At 35.3% G+C, this 26,565-nt stretch carries 30 protein-coding genes and 6 tRNA genes; 13 read left to right on the top strand and 23 right to left on the bottom strand.

Features of this window, described 5'->3' with window-relative positions; genetic code table 11:
- The first annotated feature begins 97 nt into the window (after positions 1-97).
- The 9 genes from comGA (at position 98) to IEV74_RS02005 (ending at position 5,122) form a co-directional block, all read left to right on the top strand.
- Positions 98-1,108, top strand: coding sequence for a competence type IV pilus ATPase ComGA (gene comGA, locus IEV74_RS02045; RefSeq protein WP_188453669.1), 1,011 nt, complete (start codon positions 98-100; stop codon positions 1,106-1,108).
- A complete protein-coding gene (comGB, locus tag IEV74_RS02040) occupies positions 1,071-2,126 on the top strand; it encodes a competence type IV pilus assembly protein ComGB (protein WP_188453668.1) in 1,056 nt (351 codons plus the stop codon). The genes comGA and comGB overlap by 38 nt, the downstream gene beginning before the upstream one ends.
- Positions 2,127-2,140: 14 nt before the next feature.
- A complete protein-coding gene (gene comGC, locus IEV74_RS02035; RefSeq protein WP_188453667.1) occupies positions 2,141-2,449 on the top strand; it encodes a competence type IV pilus major pilin ComGC in 309 nt (102 codons plus the stop codon).
- An 8-nt stretch (positions 2,450-2,457) separates the two neighbouring features.
- On the top strand, positions 2,458-2,892 hold the full coding sequence (gene comGD / locus IEV74_RS02030; RefSeq protein ID WP_188453666.1) for a competence type IV pilus minor pilin ComGD: 435 nt from the start codon (positions 2,458-2,460) through the stop codon (positions 2,890-2,892).
- A complete protein-coding gene (locus tag IEV74_RS02025; RefSeq protein WP_188453665.1) occupies positions 2,879-3,220 on the top strand; it encodes a type II secretion system protein in 342 nt (113 codons plus the stop codon). Before comGD ends, IEV74_RS02025 begins: the two co-directional genes overlap by 14 nt.
- Complete coding sequence (locus IEV74_RS02020; RefSeq protein ID WP_188453664.1) at positions 3,168-3,617, top strand: ComGF family competence protein; 450 nt, start codon at positions 3,168-3,170, stop codon at positions 3,615-3,617. The genes IEV74_RS02025 and IEV74_RS02020 overlap by 53 nt, the downstream gene beginning before the upstream one ends.
- Complete coding sequence (locus tag IEV74_RS02015; RefSeq protein WP_188453663.1) at positions 3,589-3,966, top strand: competence type IV pilus minor pilin ComGG; 378 nt, start codon at positions 3,589-3,591, stop codon at positions 3,964-3,966. The genes IEV74_RS02020 and IEV74_RS02015 overlap by 29 nt, the downstream gene beginning before the upstream one ends.
- Before the next feature lie 130 nt (positions 3,967-4,096).
- A complete protein-coding gene (locus IEV74_RS02010) occupies positions 4,097-4,798 on the top strand; it encodes a helix-turn-helix transcriptional regulator (protein WP_188453662.1) in 702 nt (233 codons plus the stop codon).
- 84 nt (positions 4,799-4,882) lie between these two features.
- Positions 4,883-5,122: a DUF2626 domain-containing protein gene (locus IEV74_RS02005; protein WP_099158500.1), complete on the top strand. Its 240-nt coding sequence runs from the start codon at positions 4,883-4,885 to the stop codon at positions 5,120-5,122.
- 354 nt (positions 5,123-5,476) lie between these two features.
- Here IEV74_RS02005 and IEV74_RS02000 read toward each other — a convergent pair whose 3' ends face one another.
- Entirely contained in the window at positions 5,477-6,100 is a 624-nt protein-coding gene (locus IEV74_RS02000) for an MBL fold metallo-hydrolase (RefSeq protein WP_188453661.1), read from the bottom strand.
- Positions 6,101-6,270: 170 nt separating this feature from the next.
- Between IEV74_RS02000 and IEV74_RS01995 the strand changes: the two genes are divergently transcribed.
- Positions 6,271-6,441: a DUF2759 family protein gene (locus IEV74_RS01995; RefSeq protein ID WP_188453660.1), complete on the top strand. Its 171-nt coding sequence runs from the start codon at positions 6,271-6,273 to the stop codon at positions 6,439-6,441.
- A gap of 60 nt (positions 6,442-6,501) precedes the next feature.
- Here the strand turns inward: IEV74_RS01995 and IEV74_RS01990 are convergent, their stop codons facing one another.
- The 3 genes from IEV74_RS01990 to IEV74_RS01980 all read right to left on the bottom strand — a co-directional run bounded on the left by IEV74_RS01990 (position 6,502) and on the right by IEV74_RS01980 (position 10,396).
- Complete coding sequence (locus IEV74_RS01990) at positions 6,502-8,385, bottom strand: LTA synthase family protein (RefSeq protein WP_188453659.1); 1,884 nt, start codon at positions 8,383-8,385, stop codon at positions 6,502-6,504.
- 270 nt (positions 8,386-8,655) lie between these two features.
- Complete coding sequence (locus tag IEV74_RS01985; RefSeq protein WP_188453658.1) at positions 8,656-8,856, bottom strand: YqgQ family protein; 201 nt, start codon at positions 8,854-8,856, stop codon at positions 8,656-8,658.
- Between the two features lie 82 nt (positions 8,857-8,938).
- The gene (locus IEV74_RS01980; protein ID WP_188453956.1) at positions 8,939-10,396 is read right to left on the bottom strand and encodes a spore germination protein; all 1,458 of its coding nucleotides are present in this window, start codon (positions 10,394-10,396) and stop codon (positions 8,939-8,941) included.
- A gap of 237 nt (positions 10,397-10,633) precedes the next feature.
- Here IEV74_RS01980 and IEV74_RS01975 point away from each other — a divergent pair, with 237 nt between their 5' ends.
- Positions 10,634-11,485 (top strand): hypothetical protein, encoded by an 852-nt coding sequence (locus IEV74_RS01975; RefSeq protein ID WP_188453657.1) that lies wholly within the window; start codon positions 10,634-10,636, stop codon positions 11,483-11,485.
- 37 nt (positions 11,486-11,522) lie between these two features.
- On the opposite strand, the gene IEV74_RS01970 is transcribed toward IEV74_RS01975, so the two are convergent.
- The 5 genes from IEV74_RS01970 to rpmG all read right to left on the bottom strand — a co-directional run bounded on the left by IEV74_RS01970 (position 11,523) and on the right by rpmG (position 15,244).
- Complete coding sequence (locus tag IEV74_RS01970) at positions 11,523-13,073, bottom strand: rhomboid family protein (protein ID WP_188453656.1); 1,551 nt, start codon at positions 13,071-13,073, stop codon at positions 11,523-11,525.
- Between the two features lie 93 nt (positions 13,074-13,166).
- Positions 13,167-13,358, bottom strand: coding sequence for a protein YqgO (yqgO, locus tag IEV74_RS20075; protein WP_506016878.1), 192 nt, complete (start codon positions 13,356-13,358; stop codon positions 13,167-13,169).
- Positions 13,359-13,421: 63 nt separating this feature from the next.
- Entirely contained in the window at positions 13,422-14,435 is a 1,014-nt protein-coding gene (locus tag IEV74_RS01965; protein WP_188453655.1) for a ThiF family adenylyltransferase, read from the bottom strand.
- The gene (locus IEV74_RS01960; RefSeq protein WP_229683032.1) at positions 14,435-15,004 is read right to left on the bottom strand and encodes a 5-formyltetrahydrofolate cyclo-ligase; all 570 of its coding nucleotides are present in this window, start codon (positions 15,002-15,004) and stop codon (positions 14,435-14,437) included. Before IEV74_RS01960 ends, IEV74_RS01965 begins: the two co-directional genes overlap by 1 nt.
- A gap of 90 nt (positions 15,005-15,094) precedes the next feature.
- On the bottom strand, positions 15,095-15,244 hold the full coding sequence (rpmG, locus tag IEV74_RS01955; RefSeq protein WP_099158510.1) for a 50S ribosomal protein L33: 150 nt from the start codon (positions 15,242-15,244) through the stop codon (positions 15,095-15,097).
- Between the two features lie 285 nt (positions 15,245-15,529).
- On the opposite strand from rpmG, the gene IEV74_RS01950 reads away from it, so the two are divergent.
- Positions 15,530-15,748 (top strand): hypothetical protein, encoded by a 219-nt coding sequence (locus IEV74_RS01950; RefSeq protein WP_188453653.1) that lies wholly within the window; start codon positions 15,530-15,532, stop codon positions 15,746-15,748.
- Between the two features lie 19 nt (positions 15,749-15,767).
- Positions 15,768-16,292 carry a hypothetical protein gene (locus IEV74_RS01945; protein WP_188453652.1) on the top strand — a complete coding sequence of 175 codons (525 nt, stop codon included), beginning with the start codon at positions 15,768-15,770 and terminating at the stop codon, positions 16,290-16,292.
- Between the two features lie 574 nt (positions 16,293-16,866).
- On the opposite strand, the gene phoU is transcribed toward IEV74_RS01945, so the two are convergent.
- The 14 genes from phoU to IEV74_RS01875 form a co-directional block, all read right to left on the bottom strand.
- Complete coding sequence (gene phoU / locus IEV74_RS01940; protein ID WP_188453651.1) at positions 16,867-17,523, bottom strand: phosphate signaling complex protein PhoU; 657 nt, start codon at positions 17,521-17,523, stop codon at positions 16,867-16,869.
- An 18-nt stretch (positions 17,524-17,541) separates the two neighbouring features.
- Positions 17,542-18,324 (bottom strand): phosphate ABC transporter ATP-binding protein PstB, encoded by a 783-nt coding sequence (gene pstB / locus IEV74_RS01935; protein ID WP_188453955.1) that lies wholly within the window; start codon positions 18,322-18,324, stop codon positions 17,542-17,544.
- Between the two features lie 44 nt (positions 18,325-18,368).
- Positions 18,369-19,247, bottom strand: coding sequence for a phosphate ABC transporter permease PstA (gene pstA, locus IEV74_RS01930; RefSeq protein ID WP_188453650.1), 879 nt, complete (start codon positions 19,245-19,247; stop codon positions 18,369-18,371).
- A gap of 1 nt (position 19,248) precedes the next feature.
- Positions 19,249-20,178: a phosphate ABC transporter permease subunit PstC gene (gene pstC, locus IEV74_RS01925; RefSeq protein ID WP_188453649.1), complete on the bottom strand. Its 930-nt coding sequence runs from the start codon at positions 20,176-20,178 to the stop codon at positions 19,249-19,251.
- Between the two features lie 95 nt (positions 20,179-20,273).
- Positions 20,274-21,218 (bottom strand): PstS family phosphate ABC transporter substrate-binding protein, encoded by a 945-nt coding sequence (locus IEV74_RS01920; protein WP_373284296.1) that lies wholly within the window; start codon positions 21,216-21,218, stop codon positions 20,274-20,276.
- Between the two features lie 220 nt (positions 21,219-21,438).
- A complete protein-coding gene (locus tag IEV74_RS01915) occupies positions 21,439-23,553 on the bottom strand; it encodes a peptidoglycan D,D-transpeptidase FtsI family protein (protein WP_188453648.1) in 2,115 nt (704 codons plus the stop codon).
- Positions 23,554-23,623: 70 nt separating this feature from the next.
- The gene (locus IEV74_RS01910) at positions 23,624-24,895 is read right to left on the bottom strand and encodes an MFS transporter (protein ID WP_188453647.1); all 1,272 of its coding nucleotides are present in this window, start codon (positions 24,893-24,895) and stop codon (positions 23,624-23,626) included.
- 297 nt (positions 24,896-25,192) lie between these two features.
- Positions 25,193-25,804 carry a superoxide dismutase gene (locus tag IEV74_RS01905; protein WP_188453646.1) on the bottom strand — a complete coding sequence of 204 codons (612 nt, stop codon included), beginning with the start codon at positions 25,802-25,804 and terminating at the stop codon, positions 25,193-25,195.
- A gap of 172 nt (positions 25,805-25,976) precedes the next feature.
- Positions 25,977-26,049, bottom strand: a tRNA-Phe gene (locus IEV74_RS01900).
- Positions 26,050-26,119: 70 nt separating this feature from the next.
- Positions 26,120-26,212: transfer RNA gene (locus IEV74_RS01895), tRNA-Ser, on the bottom strand.
- 10 nt (positions 26,213-26,222) lie between these two features.
- Positions 26,223-26,299: transfer RNA gene (locus IEV74_RS01890), tRNA-Ile, on the bottom strand.
- A gap of 9 nt (positions 26,300-26,308) precedes the next feature.
- Positions 26,309-26,384: transfer RNA gene (locus IEV74_RS01885), tRNA-His, on the bottom strand.
- A 21-nt stretch (positions 26,385-26,405) separates the two neighbouring features.
- Positions 26,406-26,482: transfer RNA gene (locus IEV74_RS01880), tRNA-Met, on the bottom strand.
- A gap of 3 nt (positions 26,483-26,485) precedes the next feature.
- Positions 26,486-26,560, bottom strand: a tRNA-Asn gene (locus IEV74_RS01875).
- Between the last annotated feature and the right edge of the window lie 5 nt (positions 26,561-26,565).

The following is a 26,565-nucleotide window of genomic DNA, read 5'->3' as shown; positions in this document are numbered from 1 at the left end:
TTTTTGAAATATTTTAAGAAAAAAGAAGGAATTTGTTAATTCATGTCGAATATAGCTATTATAGCAAAATAAAAATTAAATATGGAGGTGTTCTTCATTGAACCCCGCAACAACCCTCTCGCAAAAGCTTCTTCTATCCGCGTTTGAAGCACAAGCTTCCGATATTCATTTTTATCCCTTCGAAAAGCATACGGATATTTATTTTCGAATACATGGCAAACGAATTTTTCATAAACAGATACTTTTCTCCCAGTATCAATTGTTGTTAGCATACTTTAAGTTTACATCGGGAATGGACATTGGTGAAATACGAAAACCTCAAAATGGTACCATTACCTTTCAATCTGCTGCAATTCATTATGATCTTCGCTTATCGACGCTTCCCGTTAATCATATGGAAAGCCTTGCCATCCGAATTCTGCCACAGGACGAAAACCTTTCACTCGAACAGCTATTTCTTTTTCCAAACCAACTTAACAAACTGAAAAATTTACTTTTAAATCGTGCTGGTATTATTCTTTTTACAGGTCCAACCGGCAGCGGTAAAACAACCACCCTTTATGCATTGCTTCAGACAATTCTTCAACGTGATTCTTACCAAACGATTACATTAGAAGACCCAATCGAAAAAGAAATCACAAATATTTTGCAGGTGCAAGTAAATGAAAAGGCAGGCATAACCTATCAAGTTGGGTTAAAAGCTGCATTAAGACATGATCCGGACATTATTATGGTAGGTGAAATTCGTGACCGGGAAACTGCACGTTTTGCCTTTGAAGCTTCCTTAACAGGACATCTGGTATTAAGTACGCTTCATGCAAAAAATGCAAATGGCACAATACATCGATTATTAGAAATGGGACTTTCAGTAACCGATTTAAAACAATCGCTTATTTCTGTTGCAGCATTACAATTATTGCCAATTGAATTAAACAAAACAATCTCAAGAAGAGCCGCTATTTTGGAATTTTTGGAAGGTGATTTATTAGATTGTGCTTTGAATGGAGTTAACGTTGAAAATATGGAGCAATTCCAGACTTTTCATCATTTAAGAAAGAAGGCATTTGCTTATGGATTTGTATCTAAAAAAGTTTTTAACGCGAATTAAGCACAAAACAATAAGAAAGGAATTACAATTATTATTTCTAAATAGGTTATCCAGATTATTACATAACGGGTATACCTTAATAGAAGCGCTTGAAGTAATAAAATGGGATAAAAACCTTGAGCGGCCCTCCACTATTATTATGGAGGCATTAAAAAATGGAGCAACGCTTGATCAGGCTTTTGAAAAGGCAAGATTTAATACCATTGTTACCTCTTATTTATTCTTTGTACAGGCAAATGGTGATGTTCAGGCTACCATTGAAAAATGTATTAATATGTTCGAGCAGCGAATACAGTATCTGCAAAAGTTTCAACAAGTGGCACGATATCCAATTATATTGCTTTTCATCTTTTCTATTCTACTCTATTTTATTAAACAATCTGTGCTCCCCTCATTTCTGGATCTATTCCAATCAAATCCTGAAACATCATCAACCGTATACTTATCAATGGTTGTCATTGATTTTTTAAGCAGTTTTGTAATGGTATTATTTGTCTTAATTCTTATAGGAGGTGGTCTATGGCAGATAAATAAGCAAAAACTTAGTATTGAAAAGCAAATTAAAGTATACCGTTCTATCCCCATATATCGTAAATACAAACAAATCCAAACGTCATTTCTATTTGCAACACATTTTAGCTCTCTTCTAAAAACTGGAATCCCTATTAAAGAAATTTTGACTATTATGTCACAGCAGCCAAAGTTACCAATCTTATCTCATTATTCAACGCTAATGACAGCGGAATTGCAAAAAGGACTTCAATTATCAAGTTTACTATCTCAATTGCAATTGTTGGAGAAACAAATTGCAATGATTTTCCAAAAAAATGCGGATATAAATGCTTTGGAGAAAGATTTATCCGTATACGCCGAACTGATCACGGAGGATTTGCACCGTAAAATAATGAAAGTAATTACATATATTCAACCAGCGTTTTTTCTATTGCTGGCTGGTTTCATTATTTTCATTTATATAACTCTTATGTGGCCAATGTTCCAATTGATTAAAACTATATAAAGGAGATTTGACCAATGTTTAAAAATCAAAAAGGTTTCACACTGATTGAAATGCTAATAGTCTTGTTAATTATATCAGTCTTAATTATATTGTTCGTTCCAAATTTAAGTGATAAAAGTGACAAGGTTTATTCAAAAGGCTGCGATGCGTTAGTTTCTGTAGTTCAGGCCCAGGTTGATGCGTATAAGCTAGACAAAGGTAATAGCCCTGCAAGTTTAGAAGTATTGAAAAGCGCAGGTTATATAACTGGTGAACAAATGTCATGTCCAAATAAAGATTCCTTAACCTTAAAAGACGATATTGTTAATGTGTCAACCGAGTAGGAGAAGTAATGAGAAAAAACGGGTTCACCCTTCTTGAAGTTTTGTTTTCACTAAGTATATGGGGACTATTTATTCTTTTAAGTGTGCCAGTGATGTTTTCAGTAATTGATAAACAAGAGGAAAAACAGTTTTTTGAAACATTTGAATTTGATCTGCTATATATGCAAAACATGTCTTACACTACAACTGACTATATCCGATTAACCTTTAAGCTTAATAGCAACACGTATGAAATCAGAAAAGGAAATAACGATGAATTGCTTGTTAAGAGATCTATTCCGGATGACTGGATCGTTCAAAAAAGAAAAATGACAAAACCTATTTCATTTAATGCAAATGGGACAATTAAACAATCTGGCTCTTTGTACATTCAGACGAAATTGTCAGAATATCGAATCGTATTCCCGTTAGGCAAGGGGCGCTGCTACATTGAAAAACAATAAGGGTTTTACACTAATCGAGGTATTAGTAGCTTTCAGTATCATTTTTATGATTGCAACAACGCTTGTCCCAATAGCAACCACGCTGAATACTGAACTTGAGGTATTAAGCCAGCGACGTATGTTAACAAATCGTCTTCACGATGAATTGCAAGACTATTTATGGGATAGCGAACCTGCAATCCCCAAGACATATACAGAAAGAATTAATAAGAAAGAAGTATTGTTTCATTTTAATTTGGAAAACCGTTTAATTAAAGGATGTGCAGAGTGGCAAAATGTCAAACAATCCATCGAAAAGTATTGTTTATATGGGTATCCTCAGGAATGAAAAGGGGTTTACGTTCATAACACTATTAGTAACTATTACTTTATTTTTTATGACACTGCCGTTTATTGGCTATATCTCAAAGACTGTAACCTACTCCTCTAATTATGATGAAATTTCAACACTGCAGTTTTTCCATTTTATTAGAGATGATGTTATGAAAGCGACAAATTTCTACGTAGACGCGAAAGGCTTAAAATTAAATATGAAGGATGGAACCGTTGTTTCATTTGAACAGTATAATAACACGGTTAGAAGACAGGTTGATGGTCAGGGGCACGAGATATATTTGCGCAATGTTAAACAATTTGAACTTAAGCCATTGCCATTCGGTATCCATCTTACAATTACCTCCATACAAGGAGAAATCTATGAAAAATCGATCATTTTTTACCACTAAGCAAAATGGATTTTTTCTGCCATATGTCTTATTTTTAACTGCTATCGTATTAATTGTGTTAACAGCTGCTGTAAACACATACAAAAGTGATATACGAATTACCGACAATCAATTGGAACAACTAAAGATTGAAACATTGCTGCAAATTAGCAGGGCTAAACTAAAACAAAACTTTCCGCAGCATGAAAATAGCAGTCAGCCCGTAGTATATACATTTCCAGATGGAGATGTATATATCGATATTGAACAGATTACGAGCAAAAAGTACGAATTAACCTTTACAATTAATACTGATACTAAATCATATGTTACAACTAACATTTTATCATTTGACAATTCACCTGAATAAATTGCAAGCAATTGCGATAAACTACTTAGGTATACGTGAATGTGTATATTTTTCAACAATTAGTTCTATTTACCCATTTCAAGAAGATCTTTACTATAATAAAGATATAACCATAGTGAGGTGGGTTTAATTGGAAAAAGCATTACAAATCTCAAGTGTTTTAGGTGATCCGACTAGATTTAATATTTATCAATACATTGTTAAACAGAATCAGGAAGTAAATGTTAGTGAAATAGCAAAGCAATTTGAGATTCATCCAAATGTGGCAAGACTTCATCTATCAAAGCTGGAAGACGTAAGTATGATCGTTTCCTACCCGAAAAAGACTGGAAAAGGCGGAAGACCAAGCAGACTTTATAAACTTTCCGATGAAGTTATTGAGTTAAGTTTTCCACATCGTGACTATAAACTGCTTTCATCAATAGCCATTGAATCTTTCAGTGAACTTGGGGAAGCCGGCAAACATGCATTATACAATACCGGAAGAAAATATGGTTTAAAGGTAATCGAACGTTTGCAGACTGTACATTATTCCAACGAAGATCTAACAGTTGATAAGAAAATACACCTGTTGGAAAATGCAGGACATATGTTAGGCATGTATCCTAATTTCACCTATAATCAGGAATCAAATAGTATTACGTTTTGCATTAACAATTGCCCGTTTAAAGAAGTTGCCAGCCACAATCACAAAACAATTTGCGAGATGCATAATTACTTCTTAAAAGGAATGTTTGAGGCTCTTTTTAATGATGTGGAATTAATTGAGGAAGAAAACATGTTTCAAGGATGTGAAAGTTGTACGTATGTGGCAAAACTTTCAATTGTTTAGCAAGATTCATTTACAATATTCATTTCCTCGTTTATAATAACAATGATAAGAAATGATAAGGTTACCAAGAAGGAGGGGGAAAGCATGGATCGAATGTTTCGAGTGCTTGCTTTTTGGACAGGGATTTTTACAGTAATGTTTTTTATTGGCGACATGCAAAAGACGGCATTATTATTCCTAGTTCAAACAGCTTTTTTCCTTACAGTAAGTTATTTAAAATTATCTGAGCGCATGTATATGTACTTATTCGGAGCTTATTTAACAGTATTTATGGTCGGTTTTACATGGTATTCAAACTTTATACTTGTTCCTGGCTTTGAATAAGCCGAAAAGCGCAACAAAAAACCCTGCTTACATAATATTTTTTTATGCAGGGTTTTTTTATTTTTCTATTGACATGTTCTTAATATGCATTTATAGTTATAGTAGTAGCTTAACTTTTATCCCTAACCAACAAAAGAGCAGAGCACATCCCCCCTAAAACCCTTCTTTATAAAGAAGGGTTTTTTTATTGTTTAAAATTCCTTGGGTAGATTAGATAAACAACTGGTCAGTCATGTGCAATTCTGTTTCTAAAAATTATGACAAACTACCACATCCCCAAACATAAAGTGCTTTAACTTTTACACTTGAGTCTAATCGACACATCTAAATTTAGAAATCGCAATTTATACCATGTTATTGTTTTACGAATGGATTATTTTTTTTCTCCTCCCCTATTGATGTTTCAGCACCGTGCCCGGGATATACAATGTAGTTATCGTCAAGGCTATAAAATTCCTTATGTATGCTTGTTATTAACTGCTGCATGTCTCCACCTGGTAAATCGGTCCTTCCAATTCCATGATGAAATAAAACGTCACCACCTATAATGTACGATGCATCATGTGCAATAATACTGACACTTCCAGGTGAATGCCCTGGAGTGTGAACTACTTCAAAATTAAAACCAGATATCCTTAACTCCCCAGGCTTTAGTAAATGATCAGCTTTCTGAATTACAATAGGCTCTTCCAAAAATAATTTTGACCCATTTAACATAGGATCCGTTAACCAATCCATTTCATTTTCGTGCAAATATACATTTATTTTAAAGTGAGTTCGTAATAACTCTACAGCACCAATGTGATCAAAATGGGCATGGGTTAATAAAATCGCATGCGGTTTAATCTGTTCCCTTTCTATAAATAACTTTATTTTTTCTGCATCACCACCAGGATCAATTATAACTGCATTCCTATCATCATATACGATATAGCAATTTGTTCCTAATGGACCTGCTGAAATACCTTTTATTTTCAATTAAATCTCCCCTTATTTTGCATTTATAAATTGTTGCAAAATCCCTATTGAACATGCTCGACAAAACCATTATAATGCTATAAAATAATAAATAGTAATGTTTAGTTACATAATAATATAAATGCAATTCCTATATCAACAGTGGAATACGGTAAGGAGGAAATAAGAGAATGAGAATAGTATTAGCATGTTTATTACTAATTGTTGCATTATTATCTGCGGTTTCTGTAATTCGTCAAATTAAATTAAAAAATATGTTTGCATTAGGTTTTTCAGCTGTTTCTGCATTGGCATTTGGATTTTTCTCCATTGCTACCCTTATATACGAAATCACTGGTTGATCTAAAACATACTTAGAACAAAGAAAGAGGCTGATTCGAAATTGAATCAGCCTCTTCATTTTATTTAATTTTATTAAAATCAACAAAGCGGAAAAGATCACCATATATAAGATCATCTGAATATCCAAGTTCTTGTGCCACCTTTTCCTCAATTGGTGCACATGGTTTTTCATTTTCAGCGTTTTCTACTACTGGCTCCCCTGTCTCACGGTTATAGCAAATACCACTTGTAGAAATATATTTATCGCTGATATAGTCACCATTTCTTAAAGCAACATAGCCTTTACGATCATCTGAAAATAAATCATTTCCAAAATAAATATCATCAGTAGTATCAACCCCAAGTAAATGCAATAAAGTCGGTTTAATATCAATTTGTCCTGCTACTTCTGACATTACCTTACCCTTACCGCTTCCTGGAATGTGAACAAAGAAAGGAACCCGTTGTAATTGTATATGGTCATATGGAGTTATTTCTTCCTTTCCTAGATAACTACTCATTGCTTTATTATGATTTTCACTAATTCCATAGTGATCACCCATAATTACAATAATGGAATCCTCATATATACCAGATTCTTTTAACTGGTTAAAGAACTGTTCAATTGATTCATCCATATACCTTACAGTTGGAAAATAATTATTCAGCGTATTTGAATTAGAATCATATGGTTCAATCGAACGATCTTCTTCACTTAATTCAAATGGAAAATGATTGGTCAAGGTAATAAACTTCGTGTAAAATGGCTGTTCAATTGTTTGCAGATATTTAATCGATTGCTCGAAAAACGGTTTATCCTTCAATCCCCATCCAATTGAATTTTCTTTTGTCACTTCGTATGCTTCTTCCCCATAAAAATGATCAAATCCTAAGCTTTCATACATCTGATCTCTATTCCAAAAGCTTTTATTATTCGCATGAAAAGAAGCTGTATAATACCCTTCTTCATTTAACATTTCCGGCAGTGCATGGTATTCATTTTGACCATGCGTAAAAAACACAGCACCTCTAGACAATGGATAAAGTGAATTAGCTGTTAAAAACTCGGAATCGGATGTTTTTCCCTGCATGGTTTGATGATAGAAATTTTCAAAGTAAAATGTATCATCATCTTTGGTCAGACTATTTAAAAATGGCGTTATTTCTTCACCATTCACCTCGTTATTGATAGGAAAGCTTTGAAGGGATTCAGCAGAAATAAAAATGACGTTCTTGCCTTCTGCTGCACCAAACAGTTCTGACTTTTCCTTACTTTGAATTCCATCGATATATTCTTTAATCTCCGGTAATTCAGTTCCATCTGCAAATACGCGTTGTGTTTTAACTTTTGAATGTACAGCTATATCATAAATATGATAATTGAATAATCCAATATTTTTCACAAGATATTCTCTGTCAAAAGCACGGGTGAAAAGCTGCGGTCTCTCCATTTCAGCCAAGAAAAAATTACCTGCAATTAAAACAAACGACATTGCAAGCGCGAAAAATTTACCACTTCTTGGGTAACTGACAGTCATTGCATCCTGTTTTTTCTTACTTAAATACCAAATTATTGCCACATCGGCAAATAGCAATATGTCATAAACCTTTATCAGCGTCAGTATACTTGATCCCAAATCCCCCATGTTGCTTGCTTGAAATAATTGTGGAATCGTTATAAAGTCTGTAAATGAACGATAGAATACTAGATTGAAATATAAGATGATTGTCCCAATTAACGCGGTATATCGTAAAAATTTCATTTGTCGTGATTGTTTCTTAAACCAGACACTTAAGGCAAAAACTAAAAACGCCGACACGAATGGATTAATAAACAGTATTAATTCTTGCATGGAATTATCCAATTCAATGCTAAACATAAAGCGATAAATAATATATGTTTTTACGCCAAACAACAAAGTTGCTATTATATATAATGGAATTTTAGCCCGTTTTATGTTCATCATTCGTTCCTCCTAACATAAAAACATGTTTTAATTCAAAATTTTCTTTTCATTACCATTATTTATTACCATTATTTCTTGTTTCCCTTTTTAAGTTACTTTGAAACAAGCAGATTAGTAAACTACTCTATAAGACGAATTTACATGGATAAAAGTTTCAGATAATCCTGTTATTTTTTTAATATCTATTTAAAGATGCATTTACATATACTAAATGATATGTATGAAAGACTTTTATTTTTATGCTTATTTATTCTAATTGGATTTTGCCTATTGGTTATCACGCAATTGTGCTGCCTCTTTCCTTAAGATCAGTATTGCTTTTGTATATTCCTCTCGGCGTATGAATTGTGAATCGTATAATTCCTTTAATTCCATTTCCATTAATTCTAATTCAGCCATCCGATCACCAATATAAATAAATGTTCCAAATTTTTTTAGTAATTGTTGGATATCATAAACTGTATTCATAAGAATCACCAAATTTAATTATATCAAATATAATTCATTATGGGAATAATCATTTAGCCTAAAATATGGAACCCAGATCGCCTTAGCGATCTGGGTCCTGAGGATGTAAAAATGCCGGGCGTCTGTTTTTGAGTGGAATCGGAGAACGAATAAGTATATCACGAAACGCCCGAAACGAGAATGGCATAAATGGCCAGAAATATGCTGTGTTATAAGAAGTCATTCTTGTCAAATATAAAATCCAAAACGTAATACCAGCAACATATCCTATAACCCCAAACGAAGCAGTTACCACCAGTAACATTATTCGAACAATCCGATTCGCTAAACTTAGCTCATAACTAGGTGTAGCAAATGTTCCTATTGCTGCAACCGATAAATATAAAACAACTTCATTTGAGAATAAACCTACCTCTACCGCAACCTGTCCAATTAAAATTGCCGCAACTAACCCTAATGCTGTTGCCAAGGAAGTTGGCGTATGAATAGCTGCCATCCTGAGGACATCTATACCTATCTCTGCAATTAAAAATTGAACAATTAACGGAATTAACCCCGCCTCGGCAGGGCCAATAAAATGTAATCCTTGTGGCAATAATTCTGGATTTGTAGAAAACAAATAATACAGCGGCAAAATAAAAATAGAGACCATAACTGCAATGAAACGGACTAATCGTAAGTATGCGCCTACTAATGGCTTTTGGCGATATTCCTCAGCATGCTGTAAATGATGCCAGTATGTTGCCGGTGTTATCATAACACTAGGTGATCCATCAATTATTATCAAAACGTGTCCTTCATATATATGCGCAGCTGCCGTATCTGGCCTTTCCGTATACCGAACAGTAGGATAAGGATTCCAATGTCTGCCACTAATGAATTCTTCAATCGTCTTTTCGGCCATTGGAAGTCCATCTGTATCAATTCTCTTTAATACATCTTTTAATTCAGCTACACGATCCGGTTCTGCAATGTCTTCTAAATAACATAAACAGACATCTGTTTCAGATCTTCTTCCTACCTGAATATATTCCATCCGTAATGAACGATCACGGACCCGTCTTCGGGTTAATGCTGTATTGAAAACAATTGTTTCAACATAGCCATCCCTTGAACCGCGCACTACCCGTTCCAGATCTGGTTCTGCCGGTGAACGAACTGGATAGGTTCTTGCATCTATCATTAGTATTGCGTCGGTTCCTTCAACCAGCAATGCCACTGGACCAGCAAGGACCTGATCGGATGCCTTTATCAAATCAGTTTGTTTTCCAATTTCAATGTACGGTATATAGGTTTTAAATAATTTTGTTAACGGATCTGGTTCCAATTGTTCTGGTTCCAGTTTTGCGAGCAGCTTCATAATAAAATGCATAATTTCATCTTTTGCAAAACCATCAATCATAAACATTGCCATTTTACGGCCAGCATATTCTAAATCTAAATTAATAACATCAAAACTTTTATCAACAGCTAGTCTGTCTTTCATGTATTCAACATTTTCATCGTAGGAGGAAAATAAAGGTTGTTTTTCTTTATTCATAAACATCACCTGTTGTTTTGACTTTTTATAAAGCAAGGAAATGAAAAATACAATAAGCACTTGCAAAGTATCCTTAGGCAGCTGAGCAATACAACACAACAGTGCATCCCCGCTTCAAACGGATGTTTGGATTTTTTCTTAAAATAGTTTGTACTGTCTGCATCAAATCTATTCATAAAGACTTGTCTGTTAACATAAATCTTAAATAAACAAGTAATTAAAAAGGATGTAATTATCATGAATAAATGGACATTCATTTGTATACTCATCTCATTTATAATACTGGCTGGATTTTTATATATAGGAAGATTAAGTTCTCTTCCCGCTATAACTTATTTTCCTATTGACCAGGAAACAACATTTGAAGATTCACATACATCCATTGAATTCTATTCGCAGCAAGACAATAATTCCTATGATATTTCTTGGACTAGTAATTCCAAAAGCGACAAAAAAGTTTATTTAAGACAGGATGCTTCTTTATTGTTTGATAATGGAAGACTAAAAGGAGTATTAAGCAAATGGAGGCAAAACGAAGATATTATTCAATTGAATCAAAAACTTACTAATGAGGACAGTGGATACTTTCAGGCAATTTCTTTCCATCATGGAGAAATTCATTATCCCGATGACAAAATTAAAAGTATTCACCAAATGTCATATGATGAATTATATGTAATTGACTCACCTACCACACCGCTTGAGTCATTTAAAGAACCAAAGGGCGAATTTGAAAACGAATGGAAAAATTTATTAGACCTGACAACAAAACAGCAATTACTTTATCATTGGAATAGGCTTATGAATTACTTTGATATTAATAAAGAAGATTATATCTCAGTACCATTAACTAGTCTGTACAAATATAACGAGGAAAATCTGCCTAATATGACCTTAGTGCAAACAGACCAGATCATCGGTCAATTATGGGAAGGACTGTATAAAAATTATATTCTTCCTGCAACATCACCTTCTGATAATAAACTATCAAGTTATATTCCGATTGTTTTATTCGATAAAAAAAGTACACATTTATTTGTTTTGTATGAAGTTAATGGCAAAAAAGAGAGACTCATACAAAAATATTGAAGTCTGTCTCCATCGAAAACAAAGACAGACCTCACGTTTAATTGCTTAGCTTTTCGCCAGTGATATGCTCGTAAAAACGAATGTAATCCTCATCGTTCGGTTTTAATTCGTATGCCTTCTCTGCTGCTTCTGCTGCCAGCTGTTCATCACCGCGTTCCGAATACAATATTGCTAGATTATAGTAGGCTTCAGGCATATCTTCCAATTTAACCACTCGTTCAAGGTCTTTTGTCGCCAATTCCGCCTTGCCCAGCTCAATATATGCGTATGATCGTTGAAATAATAGTCGTCCCTCCAGTTCTCCTGGATGTTCAAGACCTTTTGTCGCACTATTAATTATTTCCTCGTAATTTTCTTGTTGTAACATTTCATCAATTTTGATTAATTGGTAGTTTGCACTATTGATGTTATTCTGTACACCAAACAAACTCAATCCACCAATAATCAGAACATATAAAATAAACGCACCCAATTGAGTTGCTACTCTTCTTTTTTTTGGTAAACCGACAATTGCTGAAGCTGCAAAACCAGTTATTAATCCGCCAATATGCGCGCCATTATCAATTTGCGGGAAGGAAAAGCCAAAAACTATATTAATTGCAATTAAAATAAGTAATCCTTTTCCCATTGTTTGGGAAAATATTCTCTTATATAAAAGTCCGAAATAAAGCAACGCACCAAATAAGCCAAATAATGCACCCGAAGCTCCAGCCGATACATTGAATGTAAAAGCAAAGCTAGCAAGACCCCCGCCAATTCCCGCTAAAAGATAAATAACCAGGAACCTCCATGATCCATAAATTCGTTCTGCTGTAATCCCTAAGTAATATACGGCTAACATGTTCATAAATAAATGTATTAGTCCAATATGCAAAAACATTGATGTTATAATCCGCCACCATTCACCATCAATAATAGCTGGATTATATTTCGCACCAAAGTTTATCAGGTTTTCTGTGGATTGACTTCCGCCGGCTTTCGTTTCAAGCATAATAAACAGAGCAATATTTATAAATAAAAGTAAGTATGTCAGAAAAGGTTTGCCAAACGAAAATACTGTCTCAGCTTCTTTTTGCTTCAAATTTAATGCATTCATTAGTTTCTCTTTACTATTATTAATCTGTTTCTCTTTTTCAGTATCAGTAAAATTTTCTGTATCATTTATTATAGGAATATCCAATGATTTAAATAATCTTGCTCTTTCATTTTCGGCTTCCTTTTCTTCGAGGTAATAAACACCCATTTTTATTGGATTTTTTTCATTCAACAGCATTGGTTTCTTTAAGGATTCCCAGTCATCCACTGGTGCATGCGATGAAATATAAACATTATGTATCTCGATATTTTTTCCTTGCAGATAACGCGTCATAGCTTTTGTTTTTTGGAATACCAATGCAATATCTTTCTTCAAATGATTTTTCCAATCAAATCCTTTATGCAGCAGTCTCACAATATGCGAGGTCCTATTTTCAAATTTTTCTAACCATATTTCCCCTTCGTTATCATTTAGATGCAAGACTTCAAATTGGTACCTTTCCACTAACAAGTGCGCTGTTCTATACATCAGATATTGCTCGGATAAATACATGTACGTTCCTCCCTACCAACATCATAACAAAACAAAGGGATAATTTCTTGAATAAAACAAAAAAGAAGCTGATGAGCTTCTTTTTTGTTCATTTTATCGGGCAGTTTGATTGCTGTAGAAATTAGATAGTAGATTTTTTCTGATTTTCGGCATGTTCATGGTAATGGAAACTGCAATTCTTCTAAGAAAACTAATTGCCAAAATAGTATTTACCACTCTGTATCTCCATTTGTAAATTACTGACGCTGCCGCTAAAATAAATGTGAAAATTAAAATGAACCGCATATAAACACCCTTTTCTATAAAAGTGATGTTATTAGTTATTTTCAAAAGGATTATATTTATACATCATGAACCAATATAACGGTCATAAAGTGTTCGTGCATAAATTTTATCCTCCGTTCCTTGTACGAGCACTCGTCCATCAGGAAAAATCACAAATGCAGCATCTTCATTTAATTTTGCCTTCAATAGAAATGGTGTACGCTGAATTCTAGCAACACCTGATAATTGTTTTTCAAGCATGGATATATCCAAATTGGCCTTTTGATGAATCTGTACCGTATTCCTGCCGCATAGAACGGTTTCCTGTTCCTGTGAATGTTTCTTTAGTGCAGGGTACTCTTTTGTCTGACAGGTTGGGCAATTGGGCTCCGGTTTAGGAAAATTTATATCGTATTGCTTATTATACCAAACATCAAATGTTATTAATGATTTTCTTATGTTCTGTTTGTTATCGGTTAAGTACTTTAACGCATCCACAGCCTGCATGGAAGCTACGATATCGACCGCGGGTGAAATGACACCTGCCGTATCACAAGTTTGTCCATTTTCTGATCCCGGCTTCGTTATACACCTTAAGCAAGCAGTTTCATTTGGTATAAATAATGCGGTCATCCCTCTGGAGCTAACTGCTCCGCCATAGGAAAAGGGAATATTTTTCTTGTAACAGATATCATTCAAAAGATACCGGGTTGCAAAATTGTCCGTCCCATCTAATACTAAATCAATTTCATCAGTCAGTTCATCAATATTTCCATATGTAACATGATCAACTATAGCTTCAATAGAAACATCACTATTGATTTTATTTAATTTCTTTTTGGCAGCAATTGCTTTGGGCAAAGCCTCGATAACATCATTTTCATCAAAAAGCATTTGCCGCTGTAAATTACTCAATTCAACATAATCCCGATCAACAATACGCAGTCTGCCAATTCCGGATCGGACAAGATGATTGCATATCACCGTCCCAAGTGCCCCGACCCCAACAACAAGCACGGATCGCTTTGCTAATAATTCCTGGCCCGATTCTTTTATCGGTGAAAATAACATTTGTCGTGAATAACGCTCCCAGTTCATTATAATGGCCTCCTGTATATAATTCCCGTATCTGTAACTAACTGATTCACGGGAATATCAAACGATTCGAAAGGCAATGAATCAACAAGCTGATGGCTGCTTGCCAGAGAAACTGTTTGATTTGCATAATCTGTTAAATATCTATCGTAATACCCCCCGCCAAAACCAATTCGGAAACCAAATTTATCAAAAAGTAAACCAGGTACTACTAATAAATCGATATCATGCTTATCCATTTTTTTAGTTTCTTCAGGTATTGGTTCTAATAAATTATAATATACAATTTCCAATTGATCGTCCGATTCAAATTGATAGAAAGTAAGTTGCTTCTGCTTCGGTTCACATTTGGGGACACTCACTGTTTTCCCCTGTGCCCATGCTGCCTCGATTATTGGTCTAGTGTTCCATTCGAATCCGTTGGAAACGGTGATTCCAATAGTAGTAGCATTGTTCCACATAGCAGATGTTGTTAGAAAATACGCTAGATTTTGTTCAATTGTTTTCTTTTCGGTTTCAGGTATTGCCTTTAGTGTTGCTATTGTCGATTTTCGTAATTGTAATTTATCCAAAGCACAGCCCCCCATAGCTATAGTAGCAAATATTCATGCTAAAAAAAATAAAACCCTTACCAATAAGTGATAAGAGTTTTATCGTTTTGACTATTTTGTTTCACGATGTAAAGTATGTCTTTTCAATCGTGGACAATATTTCTTAAGCTCTATTCGCTCAGGGTTAGTACGCTTGTTTTTTGTAGTAATATAATTACGATCACCAGTTTCAGTACAAGCTAATGTAATGTTTACTCGCATGTTTTTCCCTCCAAACTATGAAAACTGCTTTGTTGGCATAATAATTTCATTTCAGACTTAATTATAATAGCAGATCTTTCGCATTCAATCAAGATATACCGAAAAAAAATAACGATTGAATTCCAATAACTATTTATTTCCTTTTGAATTACATCCCCCATAATCACAAATAATCTATCGAATACTATTAATTGATGAATTAATAGTTTGTAAAAATAGACAATGGTTTTTACTTTTATTCTATGTTATAACTATTAATGTGTAAAATTTATTGGAGGTAAAATTATGTTATATGTTTTAATAACCTTAATTGCTGTGGCTATTGTGTTATTTGTACTATCATTCTTTATGAACGATAAGTTTGAGGAATTAGAAAGTCAATTAGAACAGTTATCTATCTCAACCATGCAGGATACATATCAAATGAAGAAGAAAATAAAGATTTTGGAAGAGGAATTATTAACAGAAGAAATCCTTCCAACACATGAGAATCATAAAAATTAATAAATAAGGAGTACAATCGATGAAACAACCTGTTCGTTTATTTTCTATTGGCGTTTTGGCAACGAGTATCATTGTACTGGTATTCTACTTTTTTGAAGACTCAAAAGCTAAATCAAATGATTTGAATACAGATGAAATGATAGCTGCCATTGAAGCAGACGGTTATCGTGTAATTACAGAATCGGAATATATTTCACTTTCTGTAAATGATAAGAATGAAAAAAAAGATAACAAAAAGACAGCTGATAAGGAAGAGAAAACCGCATCTGCTGAAGAAAAAGAGGATAATGCTTCTGAAAAAGAAAAACAAGATGAAAAGTCCTCTCAAGAAAATGCTGAGAAAACCTATACTTTAAAAATAGAATCAGGCATGCCATCATCTGAAATCAGTTCCCGTTTAGCTGAAAATGGAATTATTGATAATGCTAGGGAATTTACAAGTTATTTAGAAGATGAAGGATATAGTACAAAAATCCAGCTTGGCGAATTTAGCGTTTCGAGTTCCATGAGTAATTTCGAAATCGCAGAAGAACTTACTAAATAAAAGAAAGCTGTACGGGAATAAAGTCAATCTTTACTTCCGATACAGCTTTTTTTATTTGACTAGTTTCTAAAAAATAGTGTTTCACAATCGACGTAAAATGCGACGTAATATTCTCGGGTCGCCGTCCGGGATCGCTCCGGGCGGATGCACACCTTAGGGCACGGCCTCTGCCTCCTCGAGAAAACCATTCTTTGGTGTCTTCGGACTCGTGCTTTTCTGAGCAGGAGTCACCGCCCGCAGCGATGCCGGACTAGTGCAGTGGAATTAATATATATCGGTACTTGCATAGATTGTAATTATTAAATATAAAGTAACTATAATCTTTAAGAAATCATGATTACGTTATAAATACACTTACTAGCAGCCCGTATACACGGAGACTCCTGTGGGAGATGAGGCATCGGTGAGACCCCGGAGCGCGTCAGCGTGAGGAGGCTCATCAGCCGCCCACGGAAAGCGAAGTGTATACGGGCTGCGGGACCAAAGAGCGTCCAAAATAATGCAAAATCACCACAAGTATTTACGTCGCAGTCTACGGATATTTTAAATGCAATCAAACTTATTAAATGTACCTTTAGTTTAAATTATACGATTCACCTTTAACGAGAAATAAAATATTTTCACCGATGTTCGTAATATGGTCAGCAAATCTTTCAATGTATCTTGCACTAAATGCCATTTGCATAACATATTGAACTTTTTCTGGATTTGTTGCCGTTTCTTCAAGCATTTCCCGAATAATTGTTTCGTATAAGTTATCCATACTGTCATCCATCCCCGACAACTTTCCGGCCACCGAAATATCCTCATATCTAATCGCATTAACTGCTACTTTGACCATTTCAATGGCAATATCACGCATATCTCTTACAGCAGGGTGGACAGTTAATAGATGATGTTCACCGAGTTCGATTGTTGCATTAGCAATATTCTTTGCATGGTCTCCCATCCTTTCAAGATCCGTAGTTATTTTCAATGCGATAATCAACCTTCTGAGATCTTTTGCAACTGGCTGCTGTTTTGCTATTAGTAATATTGCCTTGTTATTAATATCCAGTTCTTTTTTATCAATATCTTTATCTTTTTCAATAATTTGTTCCGCCAAAGCCATATCCTGATTATAAAGGGCGTCCACGGCACTTACTAAAGCCGCTTCAGTATACTTTGCTAGCTGTATAATTTCCTCTTTCATATCTTTTAGATCCAGTTGAAATTGTTCTCTTGCAACCATCAGCGTCCTCCTTCTAAATTAACCAAATCTGCCTGTAATATAATCCTCTGTACGTTTATCTGTGGGATTAGAAAAGATTTGATCTGTCTTATTATATTCAATTACTTCTCCATTAAGAAAAAAGGCAGTGTTATCTGAAATTCTGGCTGCTTGCTGCATATTATGCGTCACAATTACTATGCTGTATTCTTTCTTCAACGATTGTACTAATTCTTCAACCTTCAACGTTGAAATTGGATCTAGTGCTGATGTCGGCTCATCCATTAAAATCACATCTGGCTCAATTGCTAAACATCTGGCAATACAAAGCCGCTGCTGTTGTCCACCAGATAGCCCAAAAGCATTTTCATGCAATCTATCCTTTACCTCATCCCATAATGCCGCCCCTTTAAGACTTTTCTCCACTACTTCATCAAGGATTTGTTTCTTTTTAATTCCATGGATTTTGGGCCCATAAACTACATTTTCATATATAGATTTTGGGAATGGGTTTGGTTTTTGAAACACCATCCCGACACTAGTTCTTAATTCCTCAACTTTAAATTTTGGATTAAAAATATTCTGTCCATTGTAATCAATACTGCCAGTCATTTTAACCGATGGGACTAATTCAACCATACGATTCAATGCCTTAATGTAGGTAGATTTTCCACACCCTGACGGACCAATAATAGCTGTTACTTTATTTGTTGGAATATCCATACATATATCGTTTAATGCATGGTCAGCTCCATACCATAAATTGAAATTTCGTACAGTGTAAATTGAATTATCTTTTATTGGACTAATAGAACTTGCCATTGGTCTATTCCTTTCGACAGTTAACAAGACAAATTCCTCCTTATTTAATAACGTTTTGAGAATTTATTACGAATAAACACTGCTATTGAATTCATAATTAATAACATAACCAAGAGCACAATAATTCCAGCAGCAGCAACATAGTGGAACTCTTCTTGAGGTCTGCTGGTCCAATTAAATATCTGTATTGGCATTACTGTGAACCCCGACCATATATTTTCCGGCAAATAAGCAATAAATGTCAATGCACCAATCATTAACAGTGGGGCAGTTTCACCAATCGCTCTTGATAATGCCAGAATTCCCCCAGTTAATATTCCTGGAATAGCCGCTGGTAACACTACTCTCCGAATGGTTTGCCATTTAGTAGCTCCCATTGCAAATGAAGCTTCATACTGATCATTTGGAACGGATCGAATCGCCTCTTGGGATGCAACAACTATAATTGGCAAAATCAGCAAACTCATCGTCAATCCCCCAGCAATAATGCTCCTCCCCATTTCTAGTAATCTTACAAATACAGTAAGACCTAACAATCCAAATACAATCGAGGGCACCCCAGCTAAGTTTGAAATATTCATTTGAATAAATCGTGTCCATTTATTTTTAGAAGCATATTCCTCTAAAAAGATAGCAGTACCAACACCTAAAATTAACGATATGGGGGCAGTAATAGCCATTAACCATAATGAACCAATAATAGCTGCTTTAATGCCCGCTTCTTCAGGGAATCTAGATGCGAAGCTTAAAAAGAACTCCCAATCTAAATAACCAATCCCCTGTGTGAAAATACGGTATAAAAGTGTACCTAAGATGATGATAGCGAATAAAGTAGCCATCAAGAATAGCTGCTTTATTAACTTATTACGAATTAAACGCATACCCATTTTATTTTTAACAAGTTGTTTATCAACCAAATTCATCTTAATACTCCTCCCTAAAACGACGAGAGATATACTGCGCCAATAAATTCATTAGCAAAGTAAAAACAAACAATGACATTCCTACAGCATAAATACTGTAATAAATAGTTGATCCATACGATGCATCCCCTAAGCTAACCTGAACAATATACGCTGTCATTGTCTGAATCGATTCAGTCACATCTAGGGTAAACTTAGGAGTAGAACCAGCGGCTACAGCAACAATCATTGTTTCACCGATTGCACGGGATATACCAAGAACAAAGGATGCAATAATACCAGAAAGTGCTGCAGGAAGAACGATCTTCAAGGCTACCTCTAATTTTGTCGCCCCCATTGCTAACGCCCCTTCCCGCATTGAACTAGGGACGGAACTCATTGCATCCTCTGAGAGGGAGGCAATCATTGGAATTATCATAATTCCGACTACAATTCCAGGACTTAATGCGTTAAAAATCGGAAGTCCTGGAATAATTCCTTTCAGTAATGGTGTAACAAATGTTAATGCGAAAAAGCCGTAAACAATCGTTGGAACACCAGCTAGAACCTCTAGTATAGGCTTAATAATCCGTCTAGCCCGTTCACTGGCATATTCACTTAAATATATTGCTGTAGAAAGTCCAACAGGGATTGCTACCAGCATCGCAATAAAGGTTATTAACAATGTTCCCGATACTAACGAAAGAATCCCATAACTTGGCGCTTTTTCCGTAAATGGATACCAATCTGTACTTGTAATGAATTCTATGATTGACACACGATTAAAAAAGGTAATCGTTTCAATTACTAGCGTGAAAATTATCCCTACCGTTGTAAAAACGGATATGACAGCACAAATTCCAAAAATAATTGGTGCTGCCTTTTCCAAATATCCCGGCAAAAATTTTCTTCGTTTCTTTTCTTTAATAATTTCGCTAACCGATTTCGACATAAATTTCCTCCTATAGTAAAAAAGAAAGGTGAGGAGAACTTGATTAAACTCTCCTCATTATCCAATTACTATTAACCCGCATTTGCCATTAGAAATTACTTTTCGGTAATTTCGTCAAGCTTGTTTAATGCATCTGTATAGGTGCTGTCTGGTAATGCTACATAACCAACTGCCTCTGACATAGAACCAGCATTTTCAAGTGCATATTTTGTAAAATTATATACTGTATCATTTTTTAATGATTCATGTTTCACATAGATGAACATTGGTCTGGATAATGGTTCATACTCACCCGATTGAATGGTTTCCTGACTTGGTGTAATTGCCTCTCCACTGCTATTTACAATCGGAACCACTTTTAGCGAATCTTTATTTTCCAAGTAATAAGCGTATCCAAAGTAACCAATACCATTTTTCGTTCCGGAAACACCTTGAACAAGTACATTGTCATCTTCTGATAATGCAGCATCCTTTCGTATTTGTGCACCGTCTAAGATTACTTCATCAAAGTAATCAAATGTTCCCGAATCCGCCCCTGGACTGAAAAATTCAATCTCTTCTTCCGGCCATCCATCCCGAACATCTGCCCATGTTTTAACACCTTTTTCTTCAGACCACATTTTGTTTAATTCTTCTACAGTAAGCTGGTTTACCCAATCATTTTCTTTATTTACGACAACAGATAATCCATCTAAAGCGATCTTAAATTCAGTATAGTTAATTCCTTCTTCTTCCAGCAATTTCTTTTCTTCTTCCTTGATAGGACGTGATGCATTGGAAATATCGGTCTCACCAGCGATAAATTTTTCAAAACCGCCACCTGTTCCTGAGACACCAATTGGAACCTTCACATCTGGGTTTTCAGCTGAAAATTCTTCAGCAACAGCCTCCATGATTGGAAATACTGTAGATGATCCATCAACTTCAACCTTTTGTTCTTCTTCAGCACTGCTGCTTCCATCACCATTGCCACATGCTGCTAGCGTTCCAAGTGTTAATAAAATAAACATGGATAATACAAAATGTTTTGTTTTTCTCAATGCTATTACCCCCACATATTTGAATTGATAGAGACTAGTGTATTCCCTTCCTCTCTACAACCCAATAATAGCTTACTAGTATTAACTGCCTATTAATTACGTGTAAAGATAACGTAAATTCTATAAGTAGAGTAAGCCACCGACATTTAATTTAGAGCCTTAATTTAGCAGCAAAAAAGCCAAAACCTGCAAAATATGCAAGGTTTTGGCTTAAAAAAATTTATTCTTCTGTATTCTCTTCTTTATCAATTTCGTTTTTATCACCAGATTTTGCACGTTCTTCTTTCAAATCAAAGTATGCATCTAGTATTCTTTCACCTATATCATCATTAGGGTGACCAAGTTTACTTGATCCAGTATTCGGCACAATCACAGAAAATGCAATCTCTGGTTCATCGAATGGTGCATAACCAACCAGTGTAAGGTTTTCTGTATAGTCACCTTCAGCACTATTCTCCGCTGTACCTGTTTTTCCTGCTGGATTATAGTCCTTATCACCAAACCAGCTATATGCAGTACCACCTGGCTCCTGAAATGCACGACGGAAACCTTCCTGAACACGTTCTATATAGCCTTGTTTCATTTCAATTCTGTTTAACACATCTGTATTAATGTTTTTATATACAGGACCCAAGTCATTCTCATATGGTGTAGGCATACGAATTTCTTTTACTAAATGCGGCCGAACTCGATACCCATCATTTGCAATCGTTGAGACATACTGTGCAAGCTGCATTGCTGTAAATGTATCATACTGACCAATCGCAAAGTCTAAAAAGTTACCTGCCTGTGGATCGACACCCTTATAGCCAGTTGCTTCATATGGAAAATCGATTCCCGTTTCCACTCCCAATCCAAATTGACTGTAGAAGTTGCGCAAACGCTGAAACGGTTGTGATTCCCAATCGAACGACAAATTATCATATGGCACATAATTAAAGTCGCCACCCATTCGCATAGCAATATAAAACATATAAACGTTGGACGATTTTTGTAAAGCTGTAATGTCGTTTACTGTACCCAGATTGCCGGTCCATGACGTTTTTCCATCTGAATTCTTACCAATGTAGATTGGTTTATCAACAAAGGTTTGCCCAGGTTTTATTACCCCAGACTGTAACCCTGCTAATACAGTAGCTCCCTTTATTGCTGAGCCAGGGCGATGAGAGGCATACAATGTTCGCAATGCAGCATTCTTATATTCTTTATCCTCTTCATCATAATACTTTCCTGAAACGGCTAAAATTTCTCCGGTCTGCGGGTCCATCATGACTACCAGTGCATCATTCAAATGCCTATTTTCGTATGGATGCTCTCCTTTTGCGGTCTTTAACACATCCAGAACGATTTCATCAACACGTTTTTGAAGTTCCATATCAACAGTGAGCACCAAATCTTTTCCGCGTTCACCCTCTACAGCAACTTCTGTATCAATTACCTCTCCTTCTTTATTCGTTGTATAAAGAATCTGCTCTTTCCTGCCTCTTAGCACACTTTCGTATTGTTCCTCTAAACCGCTCTTCCCAACCCGATCGTTTGCACTATATCCATGTGATAGATAGTAGTCTTCTTTTTCTGCAAGAATCCCTTGTTCTTGAGATGTAATCGTGCCAAAGAAATTACTGAACGTTTCATCAAATGGGTATACACGATCCCAATCTGTTGTAGCATTAATTCCTTTAAGCTCATTCAAATGCTCTGCAACACGTGCATACTCTTTAGGGGTAACATTTTCATTCTTCACGATTTGAGGGGTAAGTGTTTGTGCTTTATCAAGTTCTTTCTTGATAAGCATGATTTCTTTATCCTTCTCTGTAAAATTACTAATTTCTTCTTCGGTAATACGATCTAAAATCGTATTGTATTGTTCACCAGGTTTCATGTCCTCTGCTTCTTTTGCTGATAAGCGACTATCCGCTTCCTTCTGATGCAATAAATACCAATACTCTTTTTTATTTCGTTCTGTAATTGTATCTAGAACCTCTTCTTTATTTTCCTTATTATACATGGATATATATTCCGATAGTTTTGCAGCAACTTCCAGCCGTTCTTCAGCATCTACACCCTTTGCTGGAGTATACGTAATAGAATATAATGGTTTATTATCCACGACTACATTTCCATTCCGATCATACATTTTTCCCCGGGGCACTGGAATTTTTGTTGTATCTTTTATTGTCCGGTCAATCTCTTTTTGAAAATCTTCTCCATTAAGGATTTGAACTACCCCTAATTGAAGTACTAAAACGGAAAATAACAAAAAGACAACAAAAAATAATATATTTAAACGAAAGGGAAGCTGTGCCTTTTTCTTCTTTTTTTTCTTATTTACCATGTATCTCCCCCACCTCAAACAACACATTTCCTCTTATTATATCACGTATTACTATAAATTCTAACCGATTTTAACGATTTTTTTCGTCGGTCAATTGTTCTTTTATCATTACTTCTTTTTTTCGTGGGCTTCCCAGATATATATTTTTAATAAATAGGTAAATGAACAAATGCCCAGTCCCTAAAACAATCAATAATAGAGGAATGACCTTTTCGGCGTGAAATAAAGATACCGTTATAAGAAAGATTAAAATTGAAGAAACACGTCCAATATTAACAAACAATTCTCTTACAACGATATATTCCACCCGTAATTCCTTTGCTTTCCAGCCCTTGCCAATTACATCATAAGTCAAGGATGCATATGGAACATTGATAATTGGATATGCAATACCTATTAGAATTGCGTAAATAATAAGGTTCACATAGCTTATTTGGAACAGAATAATATAAATGGAGAAGTATAGAATCAATGCCCCAATCAATATTGCCATCTTTCTTCGGTATGGTTTTATAAATTTTGTAGCAATGAAATAAAATACAAAGGAAAGGCCAGACAAAAACAAATTAAACATACCTAAAGCAAATTCACTTTTCGTTACTAAATAGACCCAAATAGCAATAATAAAACCGAATATTCCTTCTCTTAGCCCTTGAAAAACATGTGCATGCAGAATTTTTCTCCAATTTTTATTGTGGTGCCGTTCAATTAGAATCCTTTTGAAAAAAAAGTTTCCCTCAGCCTGACGTCGTTTTAACAAAAAGCTGCAAGCAACAGCTCCTATAAACAATATGAAGGAAATAGTAAATATTGTTTTGTAGCCAAAGTTCTGGGACATTTTAGCAATAATAATCCCTGCTAACAACGGACCAACCATACCGCCAAATGATTGTAGAACACCAAGAAATCCATTAAAGAAATCCCTTGTTTCCGGCTCTGTTATTTCAAAAGTCAGGACATTGAATGCGAGCCAGTAAAATCCATAGCCTATACCCAGCAGACTGCCCAAAAGAAAATTATATGTTGAAGCTTTATCTGCAATAAGTAAAACACTCAAAAAAAATAGAGATAAAAATATTACCCCTAAACGCAATACGATTACGCGATCAATCTTTTTAGCCAGTTTCCCAGCGAGAATAAACGTAACTGGCTGAAACAAAAATATCCCTAAATTGTACATTGCAATCGTGATATAATCACCAGATTGTTTCCATAAATAAATGTTTACAAATGTATTGGATAGAAATATTCCTAACGAGTAAAGTCCTCCAATTACTAATAAAAATACTAAATCTCTTGTTATATCAACTTTTCCTGTTATGTATTCTAATCCTTTTCCCATATATAAGCTCCTCTTCTATATTACATTAGTCTAAGCAAAACACTGTAAGTTATACGAAAGCTTTTGGGATAAGGCTATATTTCTAAAAATAGTCTATTTTAAACAAATTATATAAAGATGCAACGCAATTCTTAGACCGCTGCCCTCGGAAAATCGTGTGTATACGGCTGCGGGGCAGAAGAAAGTCCAAGATGAACTAAACCATCACAAGCACTTATGGCGCATGTTAGGTAGAACGCGGCAAAGTTTACAAAAAAACACATGAGCAGTTGCTCATGTGTTTTTATACATCAATATTTATTTTGCTTCGTTATAATTTTTTGCTACTTCATCCCAGTTAACCACGTTCCAGAAAGCTGAAACATATTCAGGACGTTTATTTTGATATTTAAGGTAGTAAGCATGTTCCCAAACATCAAGACCTAAAATTGGAGTTTTACCTTCCATTACAGGAGTATCTTGGTTAGGGGTGCTAGTTACTTCAAGCTCACCATTGTTTACAACTAACCAAGCCCAGCCTGAGCCGAAACGACCAGTTGCAGCAGCTTCGAATTCTTCTTTAAATTTATCAAAGCTTCCAAATTTACCATTCAATTTATCGGCCAATTCGCCTGACGGTTCGCCGCCACCATTTGGTGATAATACTTTCCAGAATAAGCTATGGTTTGCATGACCGCCGCCATTATTTCGAACAGCTGTACGAATATTTTCAGGAACAGCATCTAGATTACTTAAAAGATCGTCAAGAGATTTATTTTGAAGGTCTGCATTTCCTTCAAGTGCACCATTTAATTTTGTTACATAAGTATTATGATGCTTTGTGTGGTGAATATTCATTGTTTCTTTATCAACTGATGGTTCTAAAGCATCGTATGCGTATGGTAATTCTGGTAATTCAAATTTTGCCATTATAAAACATCCTCCCTTGAAATAATATAATAAAAAGGATTTATTTCATCCTTTTAAAGCAAGATTATCAGAGCTTTATTATACTTGCAAATTATATGCATATTTTTACAGTGAGAATGATAAAAAATATATAAAGATAACAAAAAAACAAGCAAAAGCTTGTTTTTAAAAGTGGCTCCGGACGGAATCGAACCGCCGACACAAGGATTTTCAGTCCTTTGCTCTACCGACTGAGCTACAGAGCCATATCATATAAACCTATTATAACTACCTTTATTACACTTAACACTGATTTCTGCAAAGCCTTTTTATGTATGGAGGAGGAAGAGGGATTCGAACCCCCGCGGGCTTTGACACCCCTGTCGGTTTTCAAGACCGATCCCTTCAGCCAGACTTGGGTATTCCTCCGAGTATATAGTGGTGGACCCTGCAGGACTCGAACCTGCGACCGATCGGTTATGAGCCGATAGCTCTAACCAACTGAGCTAAGGGTCCTATTTTTTATGGGGCGACCGGTGGGGATCGAACCCACGAATGCCGGAGCCACAATCCGGTGCGTTAACCACTTCGCCACGACCGCCATTATATATTCTATTAAGTATGGTAGCGGCGGAGGGGATCGAACCCCCGACCTCACGGGTATGAACCGTACGCTCTCGCCAGCTGAGCTACACCGCCATATGGCTCCACAGGTAGGATTCGAACCTACGACCGATCGGTTAACAGCCGATAGCTCTACCACTGAGCTACTGTGGAATAAT

The organism is Virgibacillus oceani (assembly GCF_014638995.1).
Taxonomy (GTDB): Bacteria; Bacillota; Bacilli; order Bacillales; family Amphibacillaceae; genus Virgibacillus_E; species Virgibacillus_E oceani.
This window is presented reverse-complemented; position numbering and strand designations above follow the sequence as displayed.